Here is a 19,878-nt window from a genome sequence, read left to right on the forward strand (position 1 = left end):
GTCCAACTTCCGGGGCCCAGTTCACTCAGGGTTCCCCTCACATACATCAGCGGGAGTGGGGTGCCGGCGCTACTTCTGTTCCGCCGCTTCCAGTTCGATCGCCTTGCGCATGGTCGCCCGCGCCCGCCGCCGGTCGCCCGCGATGTCGTACGCGTACGCCAGCCGGTACCAGGGCCGCCAGTTTTCCTGGTCCGCCTCGACTTCCGCGCGGCGTTCGTCGAACCACGCGTCCGCGGCGTCGCGGTCCACGCGGCCGGACGGGCGGCGCGGCAGGTCCGACACGTCCGGCAGGCCGCCCTCGGCGTCCAATCGCCGCGACAGCCGCTGGATCTGCATGCCGGAGCGCCACGTCACCACGACGATCCACACGCCCAGCAGCGGCAGCAGGAAGACGCCGATGCCCAGCGCGATCCCGGCCGGCGTCCCGGTCTGCAGCAGCGCCACGGCCCGGTCCGCCAGCAGGACGAGGTACACCACGAGCGCCGCCGTCATCAGCAGCGCGAAATTGCGAGCTTTCACAGGTCGAGCACGTTCTCCAGGCCGACCGTCAGGCCGGGACGCGACACCACCGAGCGCACGCCGAGCAGGACGCCGGGCATGAACGACGTCCGGTCCAGCGAATCGTGCCGGATGGTCAGGGTTTCGCCCTCGCCGCCGAACAGGATCTCCTCGTGCGCCACCAGGCCCGGCAGCCGGACCGAGTGCACGTGGACGTCCTCGACGGAGGCGCCGCGGGCACCGTCCAATTCGGACGTGGTGGCGTCCGAGCCGGGAGTGACCCCGGCCTCGGCCCGCGCGGCGGCGATCATCCGCGCGGTGTGCGCGGCGGTGCCGGACGGGGCGTCGGCCTTGCGGTTGTGGTGCAGTTCGATGATCTCGGCCGAGGCGTAGAACTTCGCCGCCTGCGCCGCGAACCGCATCGCCAGCACCGCGCCCAGCGCGAAGTTCGGGGCGATCAGCACGCCCACCGACGGCTTGTCCGCCAGCAGCCCGCGCAGTTCGGCCAGCCGCTCCTCGCTGAAGCCCGTAGTCCCCACGACCGCGTGCAGGTCGTGCGCGATCAGCCAGCGCAGGTTGTCCATCACCGCGTCCGGATGCGTGAAGTCCACGACCACCTGGGCGTTCTCGAGCGCGGCGAAATCGTCGCCCGCGTCCAGCGCGGCCACCAGTTCCTGGTCCGCGGCGCCTTCCACGGCTTTCACCACGGTGGCGCCCATGCGGCCGCGTGCGCCCAGCACGCCGACGCGGATCGGGGACTCGGTCATGACGCGATCACCTCGTGCAGATCGTCCGGCAGGTCGTCGGCGTGAGCGTACGGCCCCACCACCGCCGCGGACGACACCCCGCCGGGGCGCCGCAGCAGAGTGCGAGCGAGCGCACACACGTCTTCGGTCGTGACCGCGTCGATCCGCGCGATCGTGTCGTCCACGCCCAGGTACCGGGCGTAGTTCAGCTCGTTCTTGCCGATCCGGGACATCCGCGACGACGTGTCCTCCAGGCCCAGCACGAGCCCGCCGCGCAGCTGTCCCTTGGCGCGCGCGACCTCGGCGTCGGACAGCCCGTCCGCGGCGACCGAATCGAGCACCTCGCGGATCACCCCGGCGACCTGGCCGAGGCGCTCCGGCTGGCAGCCCGCGTACACCGACATGTGCCCGAGGTCGGCGTAGCTCGCCACCGACGAATACACCTGGTACGCCAGGCCTCGCCGCTCCCGGATCTCCTGGAAGAGCCGCGAACTCATGCCGCCGCCGAGCGCCGCGTTGAGCACCGACAGGGTGAACCGGCGCTCGTCGTGCCGCGGCAGCGCGCGGAAGCCGAGCATCACGTGCGCCTGTTCGGTGTCGTCCGGGTGCAGCGCCAGCTTCGGCACCGTCTTCAGCCGCGCGCGGCCGGACCGCGGCGCGACCGGCGTCGCCGTGCCGCCCAGGCGATCGTTCAGTGCGCGCTTGACCAGCCGCAGCACCTGGGCGTGTTCGACGTTCCCGGCGACCGCGAGCACCATCCGCGGCAGGGTGTAGCGACGGCGGTAGAAGCCGCGCAGCGCGACCGGCGACATCTCGGTGATGGACTTTTCCGTGCCCAGCACCGGACGGCCCAGCGGGTGGTCGCCGAGGATCGCGCTGACGAACTCCTCGTGCAGCAGGTCTTCCGGGTCGTCGTCGCGCATCGCGATCTCTTCGAGGACGACGCTGCGTTCCATGTCCATGTCGCGATCGGTGCACTGCGCTTCGAAGACCACGTCGGTGACGAGGTCGAGCGCCAGCGGCAGATCCGCGTCCAGGACCTGGGCGTAGTAGCAGGTGTGCTCTTTCGCGGTGAAGGCGTTGAATTCGCCGCCGACCGCGTCGATCTCCTCCGCGATCTGGGTGGCGTCGCGGTGGGCGGTTCCCTTGAACAGCAAGTGTTCCAGGTAGTGCGCCGCGCCCGCGACCGGCGACGGCTCGTCCCGCGAACCGACCCCGACCCACAGCCCGACCGTCGCCGACCGGGACGCCGGGACGTGCTCGGTGATCACCCGCAGGCCGCCGGGAAGGACGCTCCGCTTGACGACCGCACCGTCCGAAGTGGACTCGAGCGTACGGGTGGTGCCGACGGGCTGCTCGTGCCCGGAAACCTGCCGTGCCAATGGATTCCTTTGCTCACATGCGGTGAAGGCCCCCTCCCCGGCCGGAGAGGGGGCCTTCACGGACCAAGCTGTGCGGGGCGCGAGCCTTACTTGGCTTCGGCCTTCTCCGCCTCCGCGTCGCCCTCAGCGGGCTTCGCCGCGTCTTCTTCCTTGACGACGATCAGGCTGATCTTGCCGCGGTTGTCGATGTCGGCGATCTCGACGCGGATCTTGTCGCCGACGTTCACCACGTCCTCGACCTTCGCGATCCGCTTGCCGTTGCCCAGCTTCGAGATGTGCACGAGGCCGTCCTTGCCCGGCAGCAGCGAGACGAACGCGCCGAACGCGGCCGTCTTCACCACGGTGCCCAGGAAGCGCTCGCCGACCTTCGGCAGCTGCGGGTTGGCGATGGCGTTGATCTTGCCGATCGCCGCCTCCGCGGACGGGCCGTCGGCCGCGCCCACGTAGATCGTGCCGTCGTCCTCGATCGAGATGTCGGCGCCGGTCTCCTCGGTGATCGAGTTGATCATCTTGCCCTTCGGCCCGATGACCTCGCCGATCTTGTCGACCGGGATCTTCACCGACGTGACGCGCGGGGCGTACGGGCTCATCTCGTCCGGGCCGTCGATCGCCTCGGCGATGACTTCCAGGATGGTGAGGCGAGCGTCCTTCGCCTGCTTCAGCGCGGCCGCGAGCACCTCGGACGGGATGCCGTCCAGCTTGGTGTCCAGCTGCAGCGCGGTGATGATGTCCTTCGTGCCGGCGACCTTGAAGTCCATGTCGCCCAGCGCGTCCTCGGCGCCGAGGATGTCGGTGAGCGCGACATAACGCGTCTCGCCGTCGACCTCGTCGGACACCAGGCCCATGGCGATGCCCGCGACCGGAGCCTTCAGCGGCACGCCGGCGTTGAACAGGCCCATGGTGGACGCGCAGACCGAGCCCATCGAGGTGGAGCCGTTGGAGCCCAGCGCCTCGGAGACCTGGCGGATCGCGTACGGGAACTCGTCCCGCTTCGGCAGCACCGGGACCAGGGCGCGCTCGGCGAGCATGCCGTGGCCGATCTCGCGCCGCTTCGGCGAGCCGACGCGGCCGGTCTCGCCGGTGGAGAACGGCGGGAAGTTGTAGTGGTGCAGGTAGCGCTTCGTCGTCTCCGGGGACAGCGAGTCGATCTGCTGCTCCATGCGGAGCATGTTCAGCGTGGTGACGCCCAGGATCTGGGTCTCGCCGCGCTCGAACAGCGCCGAACCGTGCGCCCGCGGGATCACGGCGACCTCGGCCGAGAGCTGGCGGATGTCGGTCAGGCCGCGGCCGTCCATCCGGATCTTCTCGGTGAGGACGCGGGTCCGCATGATCTTCTTGGTCAGCGCCTTGAACGCACCGCCGACCTCCTTGTCGCGGCCCTCGAAGGCTTCGCCCTCGCCGAGGCCGAGCTTCTCCAGGACGGCGGCCTTGACCTCGTCGGTCGCGGCGTCGCGCTCCTGCTTGCCGGCGATCTGCAGCGCCTTGGCGAGCTCGTCGGACGCGATCGCGGCGACGGCCTCGTAGATGTCCGGCTGGTAGGCCGGGTACAGCGGGAACTCGCCGGTCGGCTTCGCGGCGTCGGCGGCCAGGCGCTGCTGCGCCTCGCACAGCACGCGGATGAACGGCTTCGCGGCCTCGAGGCCCTGCGCGACGGTGGTCTCGTCGGGCGCGGTGCCGCCGTCGGCGATCAGGTCGAGCGTGTGCTCGGTGCCCTCGGCCTCGACCATCATGATCGCGACGTCGTCGCCGACGATGCGGCCGGCGACCACCATGTTGAAGGTAGCCTTCTCGAGCTGCGGCCAGGTCGGGAACGCGACCCACTGGCCCTCGATCAGCGCGACGCGCACGCCGCCGACCGGGCCGGAGAACGGCAGGCCGGCGATCTGGGTGGAGGCCGACGCGGCGTTGATCGCCAGCACGTCGTACGGGTCGTCCGGGTTGAGGCTCTGGACGGTGATGACGACCTGGATCTCGTTGCGCAGGCCGTCGGCGAAGGACGGGCGCAGCGGGCGGTCGATCAGGCGGGCGGTGAGGATCGCGTCGGTCGACGGGCGGCCCTCGCGGCGGAAGAACGCGCCCGGGATGCGGCCGGCGGCGTACATCCGCTCCTCGACGTCCACGGTCAGCGGGAAGAAGTCGAAGTGCTCCTTCGGGTGCTTCGACGCCGTGGTCGCCGACAGCAGCATGGTCTCTTCGTCCAGGTACGCGACGACGGCGCCGGCGGCCTGCTTGGCGAGCCGGCCGGTCTCGAACCGGACGGTGCGGGTGCCGAACCGGCCGTTGTCCAGAACGGCTTCGGTCTCGAACACGGTGACTCCGGTGGAGTCGGTCATATGGTCAATCTCCTCTTTGGTTCCTTCGTACGGCGAGAGTCTCCCACTGTGGGACCCGGTTCGCCCGAGGACGCTCGAGGAGGTGTGAGGCCGGTCTTCGATCGAAGCCCCCGGGTCCGTTGCCCGGGAACCACTACCGAGGACCGGCGAGATCGTTCCTCCAGCGCGCTCGCGCCGTGTGGGGGGTGTGCTTGCGGCGAGGGGGAGCGGCCGAAGCCGCTCCCCCTCGTCAGCACGCTATCGGCGCAGGCCGAGACGCTTGATCAGGTCCCGGTACCGCGCCACGTCCACCTTTTCCGTGTAGTTCAGCAGCCGGCGGCGACGGCCGACCAGCAGCAGGAGACCGCGACGGGAGTGGTGGTCGTGCTTGTGGGTCTTCAGGTGTTCGGTGAGGCCGATGATCCGCTTGGTGAGCAGCGCGACCTGGGCCTCGGGGGATCCGGTGTCCGAGTCGTGCAGCCCGTACTCGGCGAGGATCGTCTTCTTCTCATCGGTGGACAGCGCCACTGGTGGTGCTCCTTGTGCATCTAGTGCCGTGAGGCCCGCACCGCGCCACGCGGCCGGGTGAGACGGTCACGGCCGCCACGGACTGCAGCCGGACCCGATTGCGAGGTTACCAGCCGGTTGAACTGCGGCTTCAGCCGCGTGCGGCTAGCTGGGCAGCGTCGGCTCGCGGCCCGCTCCCGCGCGGCGCAGCGGCCAGGACCGCAGCGTGCGGTACGGGCTGCCGCCGCCCATCAGCTCGACCCGGTCCGCGGTCCAGGCCCGGCCGCGGAAACCGGCGAGGTGTTCCGTCCACGCCGTCGGCGGCCGCGTGCGGGAGCATCGCGCCAGCGTCAGGTGCGGCCGGTACGGGCGTTGTTCGCCGGAGCCCATGGCCGCGGCCGCGGCGAGATCGGCGAGGTCCTCCCCCGCCACTCCCAACCACAGCACTCCCGGGAATGTTCCCGAACCCCGCAGCCGGACGTCAACGGATTTTCGGCCGTCGAGCGCCCGGTCGAGGAAGGCGGCGCAGCCGGCGGGGTCCGCCTCGCCGTAAAAGGCCAGCGTGATGTGCCAGCCGGCCGGATCGGACCAGCGCAGCAGCCGGTCCCGTTCGCCGAGCGCGTCGGCGATTTCCGCCGCGACGTCGGCGGGCGGGCGCAGTGCGGCGAACAGCTGCATCGGCTACTGGCCCGAGGCTCCCGCGCGGCGGAGCAGGTCGGCGATCGCCGGGAAGTCCTCGTCGAGCAGCTTCGCCGCCTCGGCCAGGTTCTCGTCCTCGGCGACGTCCCGGATGCCCGCGAGCACGATCTTCTCGTCCGAGTTGACCGGGATGTTGTCGCGGCCGACGGTGGGCCGCGAATCGCGCACGTCCTCGAGCGCGGCCTGCATCGCGTCGCGGTCGCCCGCGGCGACCTCGGGCACCAGGATCTTGCGCTCGAGCATGATCATCCTGGCCAGCACGACCGGATTGCCGATCTTCGCCCGCCGCCCGCTCATCACCTGGCTCAGCATCGGCGCGCTGATCCCCAGCACCTCGGCCAGGAACGCCTGCGACACGTCGAAGGCCACGACCAGCCTGCGCACCCGATCGCCCAGCGGCTCCCCGTACCACTCCCGCTGCAGCGCGATGTTCCGCTGGACGATCTTGTGGTCCTCCACCTAGCTCCGCTCCCCTAGCGCTGTCGTCCCCGCGGCCCGGTGCTGCCGGCCCACTTCGCTTCCCCGGCCCGGCGCCGCCGGCCCATCTTGCCACTCCGGGCGTCCCCCGCGGGCCGGAACGCCCGATTCGCCCCGCGCCCGGCCTGTCCCGGGACCGGGTCCGCTCAGCTGTCCGAGCCGAGCGCTTCCCTGGTCCGGGCCACGTCCTCGTCGATCTTCCGCACGAGATCGGCCGGTGCCCCGAACCGCGCCTGATCCCGCAACCGGGTGACGAAGTCCAGCGCGACGTGCTGGCCGTAGAAGTCCTCGTCGACGTCCAGGACGAACGCCTCGACGGTGCGCTCGCGCCCGGAGAACGTCGGGTTCGTGCCGACCGACACCGCCGCGCGCAGCCGCCGGTCCGGATCGGACAGCCGGGTGAACCACGCCGTGTAGACGCCGTCCGCGGGCACGGCGGCGAAGCGCGCGGTGGACAGGTTGGCCGTCGGGTAGCCGAGGTCGTGGCCCCGTCCGTCGCCGCGCACGACGATGCCTTCCAGCCGGTGCGGGCGGCCGAGCGCGTCGGCCGCGGCCACCACGTCGCCCGCGTCGATGCACGAGCGCACGTACGTCGAGGAGAAGGTGATGTCGTTGGCGCCGCGGTCGTCGTCGAGCGAACGGCCCTGCAGCTCCGCGCCGTAGGCGACGAACCCGAAGCGGCGGCCGAGTTCGCGCAGCAGCGCGACGTTGCCCGCGGCCTTGGCCCCGAAGGTGAAGTTGTCGCCGACCAGCACCGCGGCCGCGTGCAGCCGGTCGACCAGCACCTCGTGCACGAACTCGTGCGGGCTGAGCCGGGACAGCTCGAGGGTGAAGGGCAGCACGCAGAACACGTCGACGCCGAGCCCCTCGACCAGCTGGGCCTTGCGCCGCAGGGTCGTCAGCTGCGCGGGATGGCTGCCCGGCCGCAGCACCTCGGACGGATGCGGGTCGAAGGTGAGCACCACGCTGGGCACGCCGCGTTCGGCGGCCGTCGCGACGGTGCGCTTGATCAGTTCCTGGTGCCCGCGGTGCACGCCGTCGAACACGCCGATGGTGACCACGCACCGTCCCCAGCCGCCCGGGAGGTCCCCGAGCCCACGCCACCGCTGCACTGTTGTCAACTCTCCCCGAGCGAGGTGCCTTTGCCTCCCACCCTATGCGGGCAGGAGGACCACCACCGAACGGGTCACTCCCTCGGTGTCGGAGGCCAGCGCGAGCACGTGGCCGTCCGGCGCGAAAAGGCCGTACGTGCCGGTGATCCCGGCGGCCGGGATGCGCCTGCCGTATTGCACTGCTTTGGCGGTGGCGGCGTCGAGATCGCGGCGCGGGAACGCGGCGGCGACGGCGGCGTCGAGGTCCAGCGACAGTTCTGGCTTTTCCTCGAGCTGGTCGAGCGTGCGCGCGCGGGCGAGCGTGAACGGCCCGACTGTGGTGCGGCGCAAGGCTTTCAGGTGCCCGCCGACGCCGAGCCCGGCGCCGAGGTCGCGAGCGAGCGCGCGGACGTAGGTGCCGGACGAGCATTCGACGATCGCGTCGAGCTCGATCCGGTCGTCCTCGCGGCGGAGACCGAGAACGTCGAACCGGTGCACGGTCACCGGCCGCGGCGGGAGGACGACGTCCTCGCCCGCGCGCACCCGGGCGTAAGCGCGCTTGCCGTCGATCTTGACCGCGGAGACGGCGCTGGGCACCTGCTGGATGTCCCCGGTCAGCGCGGTGATCCCGTCGCCGATCTGCTCGTCGGTGACAGCGGCCAGGGTTTCCGGCGCGGCCTCGGCGCCGAGCGGTTCGCCTTCGGCGTCGTCGGTGGTGGTGGACCGGCCGAGCGACAGGGTGGCGAGATAGGTCTTGCGGTCGAGCGCGAGGTGGCCGAGCAGTTTGGTGGCGCGCTCGATGCCGAGCACCAGCACCCCGGTCGCCATCGGGTCGAGCGTGCCGGCGTGGCCGACCTTGCGGGTGCCCATGATCCGCCGCGCCCGCGCGACCACGTCGTGCGACGTCATGCCCGCCGGTTTGTCGACGATGAGCAGTCCGGGAGGAGGGGCGGGACGACGCGGTTCTTTCGGGCGAGACACGGCGGAAACCCTACCTAGACCGGATTCCGCGGCTGGCGCCCGGTTCTGGGCGGGGGTGCGGGGCGGAGGGGGGTTGGGTTCGGGGCTGGTCCGGGTGGTTGGTCGGCTGGGCGGGCGGTTCGGGCGGGTGGTCCGGGCAAGTGCCCTGGGCGGTCGACCGGCTCGGGCGAATGAGCCGGACGATCGCTCTGGGAGCCGAACCGACTGGGCCACAACGTGCCCGAGCAACCAGTTCGGGCGAGTGCCCTGGGCAGCTGACCGGCTCCAGCGAATGAGCCGGGCAGGCGCCCTGGGCAGTCGACCATCTCGGGCGGACGATCCGGGCAAGCGCCCTGGGCGGGCGGCTCGGGCGGATGGTCCGGGCAAATGCCCTGGGCAGTGGACCGGCTCGGGCAGATGGCCCGGACGATCGCCCTGGGAGCCGAACCGACTGGGCCACAACGTGCCCGAGCAACCAGTTCGGGCGAGTGCCCTGGGCAGCCGACCAGCTTGGGCGGACGATCCGGGCAAGCGCCCTGGGCAGTCGACCTGGTCTGGGGACCGACCGGGCGAACGCTCCAGGCTGCCGATCTGCGCGGTCGGCCAGGGCGAGTGTCCCGGCCGACCGCCCTGGGCGACCGAAGCCTGGGGCGGTCGCCGCAGATGGACTCCCCCAGCGAGTGACCTCGGTGCCTGGGCAGGGCGACTGGCTCGGGCGGTCGCCCCGGACGCATGCCCGGGGCGGTCGAACCGGGTCAGCGCGGGTGGCTCAGGCGGCGGCCACGGCCTCTTCCGGGGCGCGGTCCCAGCGGTGCCGCCGGATGCGGACCGGGACCTCTTCGCCTCGGGCTTCCGCGGCGAATACGTGGGCGCGGGCCCGGCGCCACCACACGAGCATTCGCGAAGCGCCCAGTGCCAGCATGGCCACGACGACCAGCAGCGCGATCCGGAAGTTGCCGCCGGTTGCCTGGAGGAGGATGCCGATCAGCAGGGCGGTCACCGTGGTCGCCAGGAAGCCGCCGACGTTCACCACTCCGGTCGCGGTTCCGACGCGGGACAGCGGGTTGTAGTCGCGGGCGATGGCGAAGCCGATCATCGACGCCGGGCCGCCCAGGGTGAGGAAGGCGAATGCGGGGACGAGGACGCCTACCGGGATGTGGCCGTTCCAGCCGAGCAGCACCGCCCACACGATCGCCGCTCCGGCGAGGTAGCCGATGACCAGCGGCACTCGCAGCACTGGGGCGCGGCCGATCACCGCGCCCAGGAGCGGGCCGCCTGCCATGGAGCCGAATACGAAGACGGTGAGCAGCGCGCTGGCGGTCGCCGCAGGCAAACCTTCGCCCTGCACCAGGAAAGGCACGCCCCACAACAGGGTCAGCACGTTCGGCGCGAACATCGTCGAGAAGTGCACCCAGAAACCCAGCCGGGTGCCGGGAGTCCGCCAGGCCAGTTTGACCTGCCTGCCAAGTTCCGCCGGGCGCACGGGTTCGCGCTTGCGTTCCGGTACGCCTTCGGGGGTGTCGCGGACGCGCAGCGCGACCGGCACCGCATAAAGCACCGTCACCGCGCCGACGGCGAGGAAGGTGACTGTCCATCCTGGACCGTCGAGGAGCAGGGTGAGCGGGACGGTCGCGGCGAGGTTTCCGATGTAGCCCACACAGGAGGTGAACGACGCGAGCAGTGCGTACCGGTGCGCCGGGAAGTGCGCCGCGACGAGGCGCAGGACGCTGACGAAGGTGAGCGCGTCACCGAGGCCGAGGACGCCGCGGGCCACCAGGCCGAGTGCGTAGGTGTCGGCGACGCCGAGCAGCAGCTGCCCGGAGCCGAGGATCAGGACGGCGGCGGTGAGCACGCGGCGCGGGCCGTAGCGGTCGACCAGCACGCCGGTCGGGATCTGCATGGCCGCGTACACGCCGACCTGCAGGACGGTGAAGATGCCGAGCGCGGCGGACCCGACGCCGAAGCGTTCGGCCGCCTTCAGCCCGGCGACGCCGAACGAAGTGCGGTGGAAAACGGCGAGCAGGTACACCGTGACCGCGGTGAGCCAGATGAGCCAGGACCGGACAGGGGCGCGGCCGGCGGGCGTCAAGAGTTCCTCCAGTAAGCAGGCGAGCGTCGGGCTAGGAGGACGACGACGCTGCCGCCTCGATAGTTGTATCGCCTCAGCAACCTCGAGACATAGCCGTGACCGGGGTGTGCTTCACCACAGATCCGCTTCGCCCCGGATTCCGACGACCGTTTCGCCGCCGACCCACACGTCGTCGCCGTCCCGTTCGACGTGCACCCGCCCGCGCCTGCCGAGCCGCGTTCCCTGCGCCGCGACGTACGACTCGGGCGCGATGCCGTCGCCGATCAGCCACTGGCCGAGCGCAGCGTTGAGGCTGCCGGTGACCGGGTCCTCGACGGTGTCGCTGAACGCGCGGACCTCGAAGGCCGTGTCGGATCCGGCGGGCTGCGCACCGGCGACGCCCACCTTGAACTCGCCGAGCGCGGCGAAGTCCGGCTCGATGGCGAGGACGGTCGCCGCGTCGCGCAGCAGCAGCGCGACCCAGCCGGGGCCGTTGTCCGCCCAGCGCGCGTCGAGGACGTCGGCGTCGCCGAGGTGCAGACCGCGCTTCACCGCGGCGAGGTCGGCCTCGTCCACCGGACCGCTGCGGCGCAGCGGAGGCGCGGCGAACGCCAGCCGGTCGCCGTCGCGGCGCACCCGGACGAGCCCGGCCCCGCATTCCTGCACGAGGTGCCCGGCTTTCGGCTCTCCCCCGGCGGCCAGCCACGCCCGCGCCGACCCGAGCGTCGGATGCCCGGCGAAGGGCAGCTCGCCGTGCGGCGTGAAGATCCGCACGCGGTAGTCGGCGGCCGGGTCGGACGGCTCCAGCAGGAACGTGGTCTCGCTGAGGTTCGTCCAGCGGGCGAACGCCGCCATCCGCTCGTCGGACAGCGCGTCCGCGTCGTGCACGACAGCGAGCGCGTTGCCTCGGGTGAGCTCGTCGGTGAAGACGTCGACCTGGGTGAACTTCGGCATGCGCCCACCCTCGCATCCGCCGGGCGCCGGCGGCGAGCGGGTTTCGCCGTTATGCCATCACGCCTCCCGCACCGCGCCGACCACGGCCCACCGCCCGGACCGCCATCGCGCCACCACCGCCGCCAGCCGGAACACCATGAACAGCGACAACCCGCTCCAGATCCCGCTCAGCCCCCAGCCCAGCGCCAGCGACAGCCAGATCAGCGGCAGGAACCCGAGCCCGGCGCTGACGAGCGTGGCGGTGCGGAGGAAGGCGGCGTCCCCCGCACCGAGGAGGACCCCGTCGAGCGCGAACACCACCCCCGCGATCGGTTGCAGCGCCACGAAGAACCACCAGGCGTGCGGGATTTCGCCGAGCACTCCCGGATCGGACGTGAACGCGTGCGGCAGGACACTCCACAACGCCGCGAACAGCACGCCGAGGAAACAGCCGAAAATCAAGCCGTATCCGGTGATCTGCGTGGCCACCCCGCGCGCCTGCCGCGCCGCTCCCGCGCCGAGCGCCGCACCGACGAGCGATTGCGCGGCGATCGCGACCGAATCGAGCACCAGGGACAGGAACGTCCAGAGCTGCAGGACCACCTGGTGCGCCCCGACCGCCTCGGTCGAGGTGCGCGCGGCCACCGCGGCAGCGGACACAAAGCACGCCTGGAACGCGAAACTGCGCAGCACCAGGTCCCGGCCGAGACCCAGTTGTGCCCGCATCACCGGGAAATCCGGCCGCAGCGGCACCTTTTCCCGCACCAGCGCGGCGACGAACATCGACGCGGACACGACCTGCGCGACGACGTTCGCGATCGCCGACCCCTCCAGCCCGAGATCGGCGACATACACCAGCACCGGGCACAGAACGGCGGAAATTCCGTTGCCCGCCAGCACATAGCGCAGCGGACGGGTGGCGTCCTGCACGCCGCGCATCCAGCCGTTGCCCGCCATCGTGACGAGGATCAGCGGCGCGCCGAACAACGCGATCCGCAGCCACGACACGGCCGCCGCGGCGATCTCGTCGCTGCCCGAAAGCGCGCGGGCGATCGGCCCGGCCAGCAGTTGCCCCGCCACCAGCAGCACCAGCCCGACCAGCACGCCCAGCCAGGTGGCCTGCACGCCTTCGCGGACCGCGTCGGCGCGCCTGCCCGCGCCGTGCAGCCGCGCGGTGCGCGACGTGGTGCCGTAGGACAGGAAGGTGAGCTGCGTGGAGACCTGCGACAACACCACGCCGCCCAGCGCGAGGCCGGCGAGCGGCAACGCCCCGAGATGGCCGACGACGGCGGTGTCGACCAGCACGTAGAGCGGCTCGGCGGCGAGCACGCCGAGCGCGGGCACGGCGAGGCCGAACACTCGGCGGGGCGGGATGCGGTCACCGCTTACGGCGGTGGTCGTGGCGTTTTCGGACACGGGAGGAGAGTAACTACCGGCACCGACAATTCCGGCGGCCCGGACCGCGAGGGCGACCGGATGCGGGCAAGCGGGACCCGAGATTCGCTTATCGGGCAAGGGAATCTAGGACAGGCGGGCGTCCTCTGTGGCGTGCTCCGGCACGGGCGGCTGTCTCAGCTGCGGCCGGGCAGCAGGATTTTCGCGCCACCTCGTGCAGTACGATTGAATTGGAGACGATCTCCGCTTGCCGACGGGAGGGCAGCGCATGACCGCGGGCAAGCCGCTGCGGGCCGACGCCCAGCGCAACCGCGACCTCCTGGTCGCCAAAGCGCGCGAGATCTTCGACGCGGGCGAGTTCTTCGACCTGCGCTTCGACGACTTCGCCAGCCTGGCCGGGGTGGGCACCGGCACGCTGTACCGCCACTTCCCCACCAGGGAGGCGCTGGCCGAGGCGGTCTACCACGGGGAAGTCGCCGCGCTGTGCGACCGCGCCCGCGAGTTGCAAGCCACGCTGCCCGCGGCGGAGGCGCTGGCGACGTTCCTGCGCGGCATGGTCGACCACATCGACGCCCACGCCGGCCTGGCCCGGACGCTGGCCACGCTCATGGCCGACCGCTCGAACGCACTGGCCGGGGGCAGCCAGGCGCTGGAGGAGGCCGTCACCGACCTGGTGGCCGCTGCCGTGCAAGACGGCGCCGTTCGCGACGACGTGGATGCCGGTGCCGTGATGATGGCTCTGCACGGCATCGGCGCGGCCCACGACCGTCCCCGGTGGCGGGCCGAGGCCGACGACGTCATCACCCTCGTGCTGGACGGCCTGCGCCGACCAAGCTGACCAGGCCGCGTCTTCCGCGAGCGCCGGACCCAGTCAGCAGTACGACACGGGTCCAGCGAAGCTTCCGGACGCGGCTGCGCTGATGCTGCCGTCGAACGCGCCCAGCCCGGTTCAGGAAGCCCGCAACAGCGGTGCCCGTCCCAACGCCTTCCGCAGCCGGTCCAGCACCTCCTCCGCCGGACCTTCCGCCGTGCACCCCGCCGCCATCCGGTGCCCTCCCCCGCCGAACTCCGCAGCAGCCGCGGACACGTCGATGTCTCCGGCCGAGCGCAGCGAGACCGTCCACACTGGACCCGGCCCGGCCTCCTTCAGCACCGCCGCGACACCGGCCTCCCGGGTCGCGCGTACCACGTCGATCACCGACTCCACCTCTTCGAGCCGCACCGTCGCCGCGGCGGCCGCGCGCACCACCGTGTGGACGAAGCCGAATCCTTGCGCCCCTTCGGGTTCCAGCCGGGCCTCGGACAGGACCGTCGACAGCATCGGCAGCCACGCGAACGGGTGATCATCGACGATGCGGCGGGCCACCTCGCCCGGGTCGGCCCCGGCTTCCAGGAGGCGGGCGGCGATCCGGTGCGTTTCGGGGCTCGCCCGTCGGAAGCCGCTCGTATCGGTGACCACCCCGGCGTACAGGCAGCGCGCGGCCGCCGCGTCCAGTTCGACCCCCATCGCCTCGACGATCCGCGTGACCAGGATCGCCGTCGCTTCGGCGGTGTCGTCCACGACGTGATGGGTGCCGTAGCGGGCGTTGGTCGCGTGGTGGTCGACGACCAGGACCGAACCGCCCGCGTCGCGGACCGCGGCGACCCGCGGGGCGAGCCTGCCCAGGCGGGCCAGGGTCGGGGTGTCCAACGCGACCAGCAGACCGTCCGTCGGAGGGAGGGCGCCGACGGGAGTGATCAGGCCGTCGACGTCCAGCCACGCCAGTGTTTCCGGGGCCTCGTCCGGCTCGCCGAAGGCGACTCGCACGTTCGCGCCGCGGCGATGCAGCACGTGGCCGAGGGCCAGCGCGCTGCCGAGGGCGTCCGCGTCGGGGCGCACGTGGCCGAGCAGCGTCACGTCGGTGGCCCCGGCCAGCAGTGCGGCGGCGGCCTCGATGTCCTGTACCAGGGAAGCTGTCACGAAGTGTCACGCTACGCTCTGCGGGATGCCTGAGTACGTGATCCTCGTTCTGCCTTCCGCCAACCGCGTGTACGCCGCCTCGTCGCCGGCGCTGCTGCGCGCCGAACTGGCGGCCTTCGGCGCCGGCCTGTCCGCCGAGGTGTCGGCGATCGAAGAGATCGAACTCGGCGGGGTCGGGTACGTGAAATTCGCCTGCGCCGCCCCGCTCGGCGAGCGCGACCTGGCGCTGCTGTCGAACCTGTCCTCGCTGTACGCCCTGTTCGAACTGGGCGACGGCGTGCTGCGGCCGGTCGCCGTGCACCCGCTGGCGAAGGCGGACTCCGACCTGCTGACCATTCAGAAGTACCCGGGCAAGACCAACGAGCAGTTCACGAAACTGCTGCTCAACCTCACCCTGCTGGCGACCTCGCGGCCCGCGGACTGGCCGGACCGCGAACTGCACGTCCTCGACCCGCTGTGCGGGCGCGGGACGACGCTGAACCAGGCCGTGATGTACGGCTTCGACGCGACCGGCCTCGACGTCGACGCGCGCGATTTCGAGGCGTACGAACAGTTCGTGAAGACGTGGCTGCGCACGAAGCGCGTGAAGCACACCGCGGAATCCGGCCAGCTGCGCCGCAACAAGGTCCGCCTCGGCCGCCGGCTGGACATCGAGTACGCGTTCGACAAGGACGACTACAAGTCCGGCCGCACCCGCCGGCTCAGCTACCTGAACGCGGACACGCTGACCACCGACGAGGTCCTCCGCCCGGCGTCAGTGGACCTGATCGTGACCGACGCGCCGTACGGCGTGCAGCACGGCAGCCACCGCGAGACCGGTCTGGCCCGCAGCCCGCGCGACCTCCTCGCGGCGGCGATCCCGGTGTGGAACCGCGTGCTGCGGCCGGGCGGGGCCATCGGGATCTCGTGGAACACGCATGTGCTGCCGCGCGAGGAACTGGTGGCGATCCTGGAACGGGCAGGGCTGGCGGTGCGGTCCGGCGGGCCGTACGAGGAGCTGGCGCACCGGGTGGACCAGGCGATCGTCCGGGATCTCGTGGTGGCGGGAAAGCCCAACTGATTTCGCGCCGGACTGGCAGAGCCCGCTACGCCAGCCGCGGCCCGAGGAATCGCAGGACTTCCGGCAGGACTCCCTGCCAGTACTCCGCCGTGTGCTTGCCCGCCGTGATCCGCGAGACCTCCGGCTTGGCGCTGGTGATCAGCTTCCGGTTGGCCGCCAGGAACGGATCGCCGTCGCCGCACCACACGCCGAGGCCTCGGGTCGGGAGTTCGTCGACGTGCCGCAGCGGTTCGGCGGCGGTCCAGTCGTCCTCGGACGCGAAGATGTGCCGCGACCGGGCTTCTGGCCACGTGCGGAACAGGGCCGCGCTGCAGGTCGCCACGGCGGTCACGTCGCGGCGGTGGAGGGCAAGGTTCAGGGCGCCGAAGCCGCCCATGGAGATGCCGAGGAGGCCGGTCATCGGGCGGAGGCCCGCCTCGGACAGCCAGCCGGGGAGTTCGTCGGTGAGCATGCGGTGCGGGTCGTCGTCGCCGTCGGGCATCCAGTAGTGGCTGCCGTCGACCGCGACGACCGCGAACGGCGGGATGCCCGAGCGGACCGCGGCGGTGAGGGCCGCGGGCACGCCCAGGTCCAGGAACGTGCGGGCGTTCGACCCGCGGCCGTGCAGTGCCACGCAGACCGGCAGGCCGGTGCTGGGGACGTCGTCGGGCGTCATGAGCACGACGTCGACGTCCCGGCCGCGGGCCGCGGAGTGCCTGCGGTGGATCGTGACGGACGCCTTCAGGGGCGACGGGCTGGAGGCCGGGGCAGCCGAGGTCGGCGCAACCACCGGGGCGGAGCGCCCGGTGCAGGCGGAGACGAGCGCCGCGGCACTGCCGAACAGCAGGCCGCGTCGCGTGACACCGGGCTTTGACCGCATCGCTTCAGCCGCGCGTCTCCTCTTCTGTTTGCTCCTCGTCCTCGTCGGCCCGAGGAGCTTTGTAAGGGTCCGCTTCGCCCGCGGGCTGGGCTCCGGTCGCCCGGCGGGCCACCTCGGCGTCCGATTCGCGGGCTTTCGCGAGCAGTTCTTCGATGCGGCGGGCGTCGTCCGGGACGCTGTCCGCGACGAAGGTGAGCGTCGGGGTGTAGCGGACGCCGGTGCCCTGTCCCACCTTCGTGCGCAGGACGCCGCGCGCGGCTTCCAGGGCGGCCGCGGCGCTCGCGAAGTCCGGCTCCGCGTCGAGGCTTTCGCCGAGCACCGTGTAGTACACCGTGGCGTCGTGCAGGTCCGCAGTGACGCGGGCGTCGGTGATGGTCACCGAGCCCAGTCGCGGGTCCTTGACGTCGTGTTCGATCGCCGAGGCCACGATCTGCGAGATCCGCTTGGCGAGCTTGCGTGCCCGAGCGGGATCGGCCATGGCTGAGGTCTCCTTCTCCGGATTTCCGGGTGTTCTAGTCGTCCGGGCCGAGCAGCCGGCGGCGCGCGGACAGCAGTTCGAACTCGGGGCGGCCCGCCGCGAACCGCTCGCACGCGTCGAGCACGTCCCGGATGTGCTCGCCGTCGGGGGCGACCGCGGCGACGCCGATGAGCGCGCGCCGGTGCAGGTCCAGATGTCCCGCCTCGGCGACCGAGACGGAAAAGCGTTTCCGCAGTTCGGCCACCACCGGCCGCACCACGGATCGTTTCTGCTTCAACGAATGCACGTCGTCGAGCAGCAAGTCGAGCTCCAAAGCTCCAACGAACAAAGCTAGTCAGCACCTACCAAACTCGACGGAACAGCCCGACTGGACCCCGCGCGGGGGTCCAGGGGGCTTGCCCCCTGGCGGGGGCGCGGGGGTTCGACCCCCGCACAACACCGGGGAAGGCGGGAGGGGCGAGCGCAGCTTGCGAGCACACCCCTCCCACCGACGAACCCCCTCAGCTACGGGGCTTCTCCCGCTGTTCGTAGGTCTCGATCACGTCGTCGACCTTGATGTCGCTGTACGAGCCCAGCGTGAGACCGCACTCGTACCCTTCCCGGACCTCGACCACGTCGTCCTTGAAGCGGCGCAGCGAGTTGATTGGCAGGTTCTGCGCGACCACGTTGCCGTCGCGCAGGAGGCGGGCCTTGGCGTTGCGCCGGATCTCGCCGGACATGACCAGGCAACCCGCGATCGTGCCGATCTTGGAGGACTTGAAGACGTCCCGGACCTCGGCGCGGCCCAGTTCGACCTCTTCGTACTCCGGCTTGAGCATGCCCTTCAGAGCCTGCTCGATCTCTTCGATCGCCTGGTAGATGACCGTGTAGTAGCGCACGTCGACACCCTCGCGGGTGGCCCGCTCGGTCGCCTTGCCCTGCGCCCGGACGTTGAACCCGAGAACGATCGCGTCGGACGCGGTCGCCAGGTCGATGTCCGATTCGGTCACGCCGCCGACGCCGCGGTGCACGACGTGCAGTTCGACGTCTTCGCCGACGTCCAGCTGCAGCAGCGCCGCTTCGAGCGCCTCGACGGTACCCGAGTTGTCGCCCTTGATGATCAGGTTGAGGCTGCTCGTCTCCTTCAAGGCGGAGTCGAGGTCCTCGAGGCTGACCCGCTTGCGGCGCGACGCGTTGAGCGCGTTGCGGGTGCGAGCGGAACGGCGCTCGGCGATCTGCCGGGCGACGCGGTCCTCGTCGACCACCAGGAAGGTGTCGCCCGCTCCCGGCACCGAGGTGAACCCGATGACCTGGACCGGACGCGAGGGCAGCGCCTCGGTGACGTCCTCGTTGTGCTCGTCGACCATCCGGCGGACGCGGCCGTAGGCGTCGCCCGCCACGACCGAGTCGCCGACGCGCAGCGTGCCGCGCTGGACCAGGACGGTGGCCACCGGGCCGCGGCCGCGGTCGAGGTGCGCCTCGATCGCGACGCCTTGAGCCTCCATGTCCGGGTTGGCCCGGAGGTCCAGAGCCGCGTCCGCGGTCAGCAGGATCGCCTCGAGAAGCCCGTCGATGTTGATGTTCTCCCGTGCGGAGATCTCGACGAACATCGTGTCGCCGCCGTATTCCTCGGCGATGAGGTTGTACTCGGTGAGCTGCTGCCGGATCTTGTCCGGGTTCGCGCCCTCCTTGTCGATCTTGTTGATCGCGACCACGATCGGGGCCTTCGCGGCCTGCGCGTGGTTGATCGCCTCCACCGTCTGCGGCATGACGCCGTCGTCGGCCGCCACCACGATCACCGCGATGTCGGTCGAGTTCGCGCCTCGGGCACGCATGGCGGTGAACGCCTCGTGACCCGGGGTGTCGATGAAGGTGATGAGCCGCGGCACGCCTTCGAGCTCGGTCTCGATCTGGTAGGCGCCGATGTGCTGGGTGATCCCGCCGGCCTCGCTCTCGCGGACCTTCGTCTTGCGGATCGTGTCCAGCAGCCGGGTCTTGCCGTGGTCGACGTGACCCATGATGGTGACGACCGGCGGACGGACCTGCAGGTCCTCCTCGCCGCCCTCGTCCTCGCCATAGGTGATGTCGAAGGTCTCCAGCAGCTCGCGGTCCTCCTCCTCGGGGGAGACGACCTGGACGACGTAGTTCATCTCGCCGCCGAGCAGCTCGAGGATGTCGTCCGACACGGACTGCGTCGCGGTGACCATCTCGCCGAGGTGGAAGAGCACCTGCACCAGCGAAGCCGGGTTGGCGTCGATCTTCTCGGCGAAGTCGGTCAGCGAAGCGCCGCGCGGCAGCCGGATCGTCTCGCCGCTGCCCTTGGGCAGGCGGACGCCGCCGACGCTGGGCGCCTGCATGTTGTCCATGTACTCCTGGCGCTTCTGCCGCTTCGACTTGCGGCCCTTGCGCGAGGGCCCGCCGGGACGGCCGAACGCGCCGGCCGTGCCGCCGCGACCGCCGGGGCCGCCGCGACC

General features: G+C 71.4%; 19 protein-coding genes. 2 read left to right on the forward strand and 17 right to left on the reverse strand.

Translation table 11 applies throughout. The annotated features are described in order from the left end of the window. Positions 1-69 precede the first annotated feature (69 nt). The 12 genes from EIZ44_RS43060 to EIZ44_RS43115 form a co-directional block, all read right to left on the reverse strand. The gene (locus EIZ44_RS43060) at positions 70-519 is read right to left on the reverse strand and encodes a tetratricopeptide repeat protein (protein ID WP_167754467.1); all 450 of its coding nucleotides are present in this window, start codon (positions 517-519) and stop codon (positions 70-72) included. After that, the gene (gene dapB, locus EIZ44_RS43065; protein WP_037812509.1) at positions 516-1,265 is read right to left on the reverse strand and encodes a 4-hydroxy-tetrahydrodipicolinate reductase; all 750 of its coding nucleotides are present in this window, start codon (positions 1,263-1,265) and stop codon (positions 516-518) included. The genes EIZ44_RS43060 and dapB overlap by 4 nt, the downstream gene beginning before the upstream one ends. Beyond that, positions 1,262-2,626: a M16 family metallopeptidase gene (locus EIZ44_RS43070; RefSeq protein ID WP_134734476.1), complete on the reverse strand. Its 1,365-nt coding sequence runs from the start codon at positions 2,624-2,626 to the stop codon at positions 1,262-1,264. The genes dapB and EIZ44_RS43070 overlap by 4 nt, the downstream gene beginning before the upstream one ends. Positions 2,627-2,712: 86 nt before the next feature. Then, positions 2,713-4,959 carry a polyribonucleotide nucleotidyltransferase gene (locus EIZ44_RS43075; protein WP_134734477.1) on the reverse strand — a complete coding sequence of 749 codons (2,247 nt, stop codon included), beginning with the start codon at positions 4,957-4,959 and terminating at the stop codon, positions 2,713-2,715. A gap of 237 nt (positions 4,960-5,196) precedes the next feature. Beyond that, positions 5,197-5,466: a 30S ribosomal protein S15 gene (gene rpsO, locus EIZ44_RS43080; protein WP_037812514.1), complete on the reverse strand. Its 270-nt coding sequence runs from the start codon at positions 5,464-5,466 to the stop codon at positions 5,197-5,199. A gap of 144 nt (positions 5,467-5,610) precedes the next feature. Continuing rightward, positions 5,611-6,123: an RNA 2',3'-cyclic phosphodiesterase gene (gene thpR, locus EIZ44_RS43085; RefSeq protein WP_134734478.1), complete on the reverse strand. Its 513-nt coding sequence runs from the start codon at positions 6,121-6,123 to the stop codon at positions 5,611-5,613. Between the two features lie 3 nt (positions 6,124-6,126). Beyond that, positions 6,127-6,603, reverse strand: coding sequence for a helix-turn-helix domain-containing protein (locus tag EIZ44_RS43090; protein WP_043827020.1), 477 nt, complete (start codon positions 6,601-6,603; stop codon positions 6,127-6,129). 164 nt (positions 6,604-6,767) lie between these two features. Further along, positions 6,768-7,733: a bifunctional riboflavin kinase/FAD synthetase gene (locus EIZ44_RS43095; RefSeq protein ID WP_078870440.1), complete on the reverse strand. Its 966-nt coding sequence runs from the start codon at positions 7,731-7,733 to the stop codon at positions 6,768-6,770. Positions 7,734-7,775: 42 nt separating this feature from the next. After that, a complete protein-coding gene (truB, locus tag EIZ44_RS43100; protein ID WP_134734479.1) occupies positions 7,776-8,693 on the reverse strand; it encodes a tRNA pseudouridine(55) synthase TruB in 918 nt (305 codons plus the stop codon). 748 nt (positions 8,694-9,441) lie between these two features. Further along, positions 9,442-10,761 (reverse strand): MFS transporter, encoded by a 1,320-nt coding sequence (locus EIZ44_RS43105; protein WP_134670175.1) that lies wholly within the window; start codon positions 10,759-10,761, stop codon positions 9,442-9,444. Positions 10,762-10,872: 111 nt separating this feature from the next. Next, on the reverse strand, positions 10,873-11,694 hold the full coding sequence (locus EIZ44_RS43110) for a PhzF family phenazine biosynthesis protein (protein WP_037812522.1): 822 nt from the start codon (positions 11,692-11,694) through the stop codon (positions 10,873-10,875). A gap of 57 nt (positions 11,695-11,751) precedes the next feature. Next, positions 11,752-13,089, reverse strand: a complete 1,338-nt coding sequence (locus tag EIZ44_RS43115) for an MATE family efflux transporter (RefSeq protein ID WP_037812524.1) — start codon at positions 13,087-13,089, stop codon at positions 11,752-11,754. 247 nt (positions 13,090-13,336) lie between these two features. On the opposite strand from EIZ44_RS43115, the gene EIZ44_RS43120 reads away from it, so the two are divergent. Then, positions 13,337-13,906 (forward strand): TetR/AcrR family transcriptional regulator, encoded by a 570-nt coding sequence (locus EIZ44_RS43120; protein WP_134670170.1) that lies wholly within the window; start codon positions 13,337-13,339, stop codon positions 13,904-13,906. 111 nt (positions 13,907-14,017) lie between these two features. On the opposite strand, the gene EIZ44_RS43125 is transcribed toward EIZ44_RS43120, so the two are convergent. Further along, positions 14,018-15,028: a DHH family phosphoesterase gene (locus tag EIZ44_RS43125; protein WP_134734480.1), complete on the reverse strand. Its 1,011-nt coding sequence runs from the start codon at positions 15,026-15,028 to the stop codon at positions 14,018-14,020. Positions 15,029-15,053: 25 nt separating this feature from the next. On the opposite strand from EIZ44_RS43125, the gene EIZ44_RS43130 reads away from it, so the two are divergent. Next, entirely contained in the window at positions 15,054-16,088 is a 1,035-nt protein-coding gene (locus EIZ44_RS43130) for a TRM11 family SAM-dependent methyltransferase (protein ID WP_205673485.1), read from the forward strand. Positions 16,089-16,113: 25 nt separating this feature from the next. Here EIZ44_RS43130 and EIZ44_RS43135 read toward each other — a convergent pair whose 3' ends face one another. The 4 genes from EIZ44_RS43135 to infB form a co-directional block, all read right to left on the reverse strand. Continuing rightward, a complete protein-coding gene (locus EIZ44_RS43135; protein ID WP_134734481.1) occupies positions 16,114-16,947 on the reverse strand; it encodes an alpha/beta hydrolase in 834 nt (277 codons plus the stop codon). 4 nt (positions 16,948-16,951) lie between these two features. Further along, positions 16,952-17,425: a 30S ribosome-binding factor RbfA gene (rbfA, locus tag EIZ44_RS43140; RefSeq protein ID WP_134734482.1), complete on the reverse strand. Its 474-nt coding sequence runs from the start codon at positions 17,423-17,425 to the stop codon at positions 16,952-16,954. 34 nt (positions 17,426-17,459) lie between these two features. Continuing rightward, entirely contained in the window at positions 17,460-17,753 is a 294-nt protein-coding gene (locus tag EIZ44_RS43145) for a DUF503 domain-containing protein (protein WP_037812533.1), read from the reverse strand. Positions 17,754-17,925: 172 nt separating this feature from the next. After that, positions 17,926-19,878: translation initiation factor IF-2 (infB, locus tag EIZ44_RS43150; RefSeq protein ID WP_134734483.1), on the reverse strand; the 1,953-nt coding region annotated here is incomplete at its 5' end.

It is taken from the genome of Amycolatopsis nivea (genome assembly GCF_004522235.1).
Lineage (GTDB): Bacteria > Actinomycetota > Actinomycetes > Mycobacteriales > Pseudonocardiaceae > Amycolatopsis > Amycolatopsis nivea.

Coding starts and splice junctions, on each gene's coding strand:
- EIZ44_RS43120 (WP_134670170.1), top strand. CDS start 13,337: ATGACCGCGGGCAAGCCGCTGCGGGCCGACGCCCAGCGCAACCGCGAC.
- rbfA (WP_134734482.1), bottom strand. CDS start 17,425: ATGGCCGATCCCGCTCGGGCACGCAAGCTCGCCAAGCGGATCTCGCAG.
- EIZ44_RS43075 (WP_134734477.1), bottom strand. CDS start 4,959: ATGACCGACTCCACCGGAGTCACCGTGTTCGAGACCGAAGCCGTTCTG.
- EIZ44_RS43135 (WP_134734481.1), bottom strand. CDS start 16,947: ATGCGGTCAAAGCCCGGTGTCACGCGACGCGGCCTGCTGTTCGGCAGT.
- dapB (WP_037812509.1), bottom strand. CDS start 1,265: ATGACCGAGTCCCCGATCCGCGTCGGCGTGCTGGGCGCACGCGGCCGC.
- EIZ44_RS43130 (WP_205673485.1), top strand. CDS start 15,054: ATGCCTGAGTACGTGATCCTCGTTCTGCCTTCCGCCAACCGCGTGTAC.
- thpR (WP_134734478.1), bottom strand. CDS start 6,123: ATGCAGCTGTTCGCCGCACTGCGCCCGCCCGCCGACGTCGCGGCGGAA.
- EIZ44_RS43110 (WP_037812522.1), bottom strand. CDS start 11,694: ATGCCGAAGTTCACCCAGGTCGACGTCTTCACCGACGAGCTCACCCGA.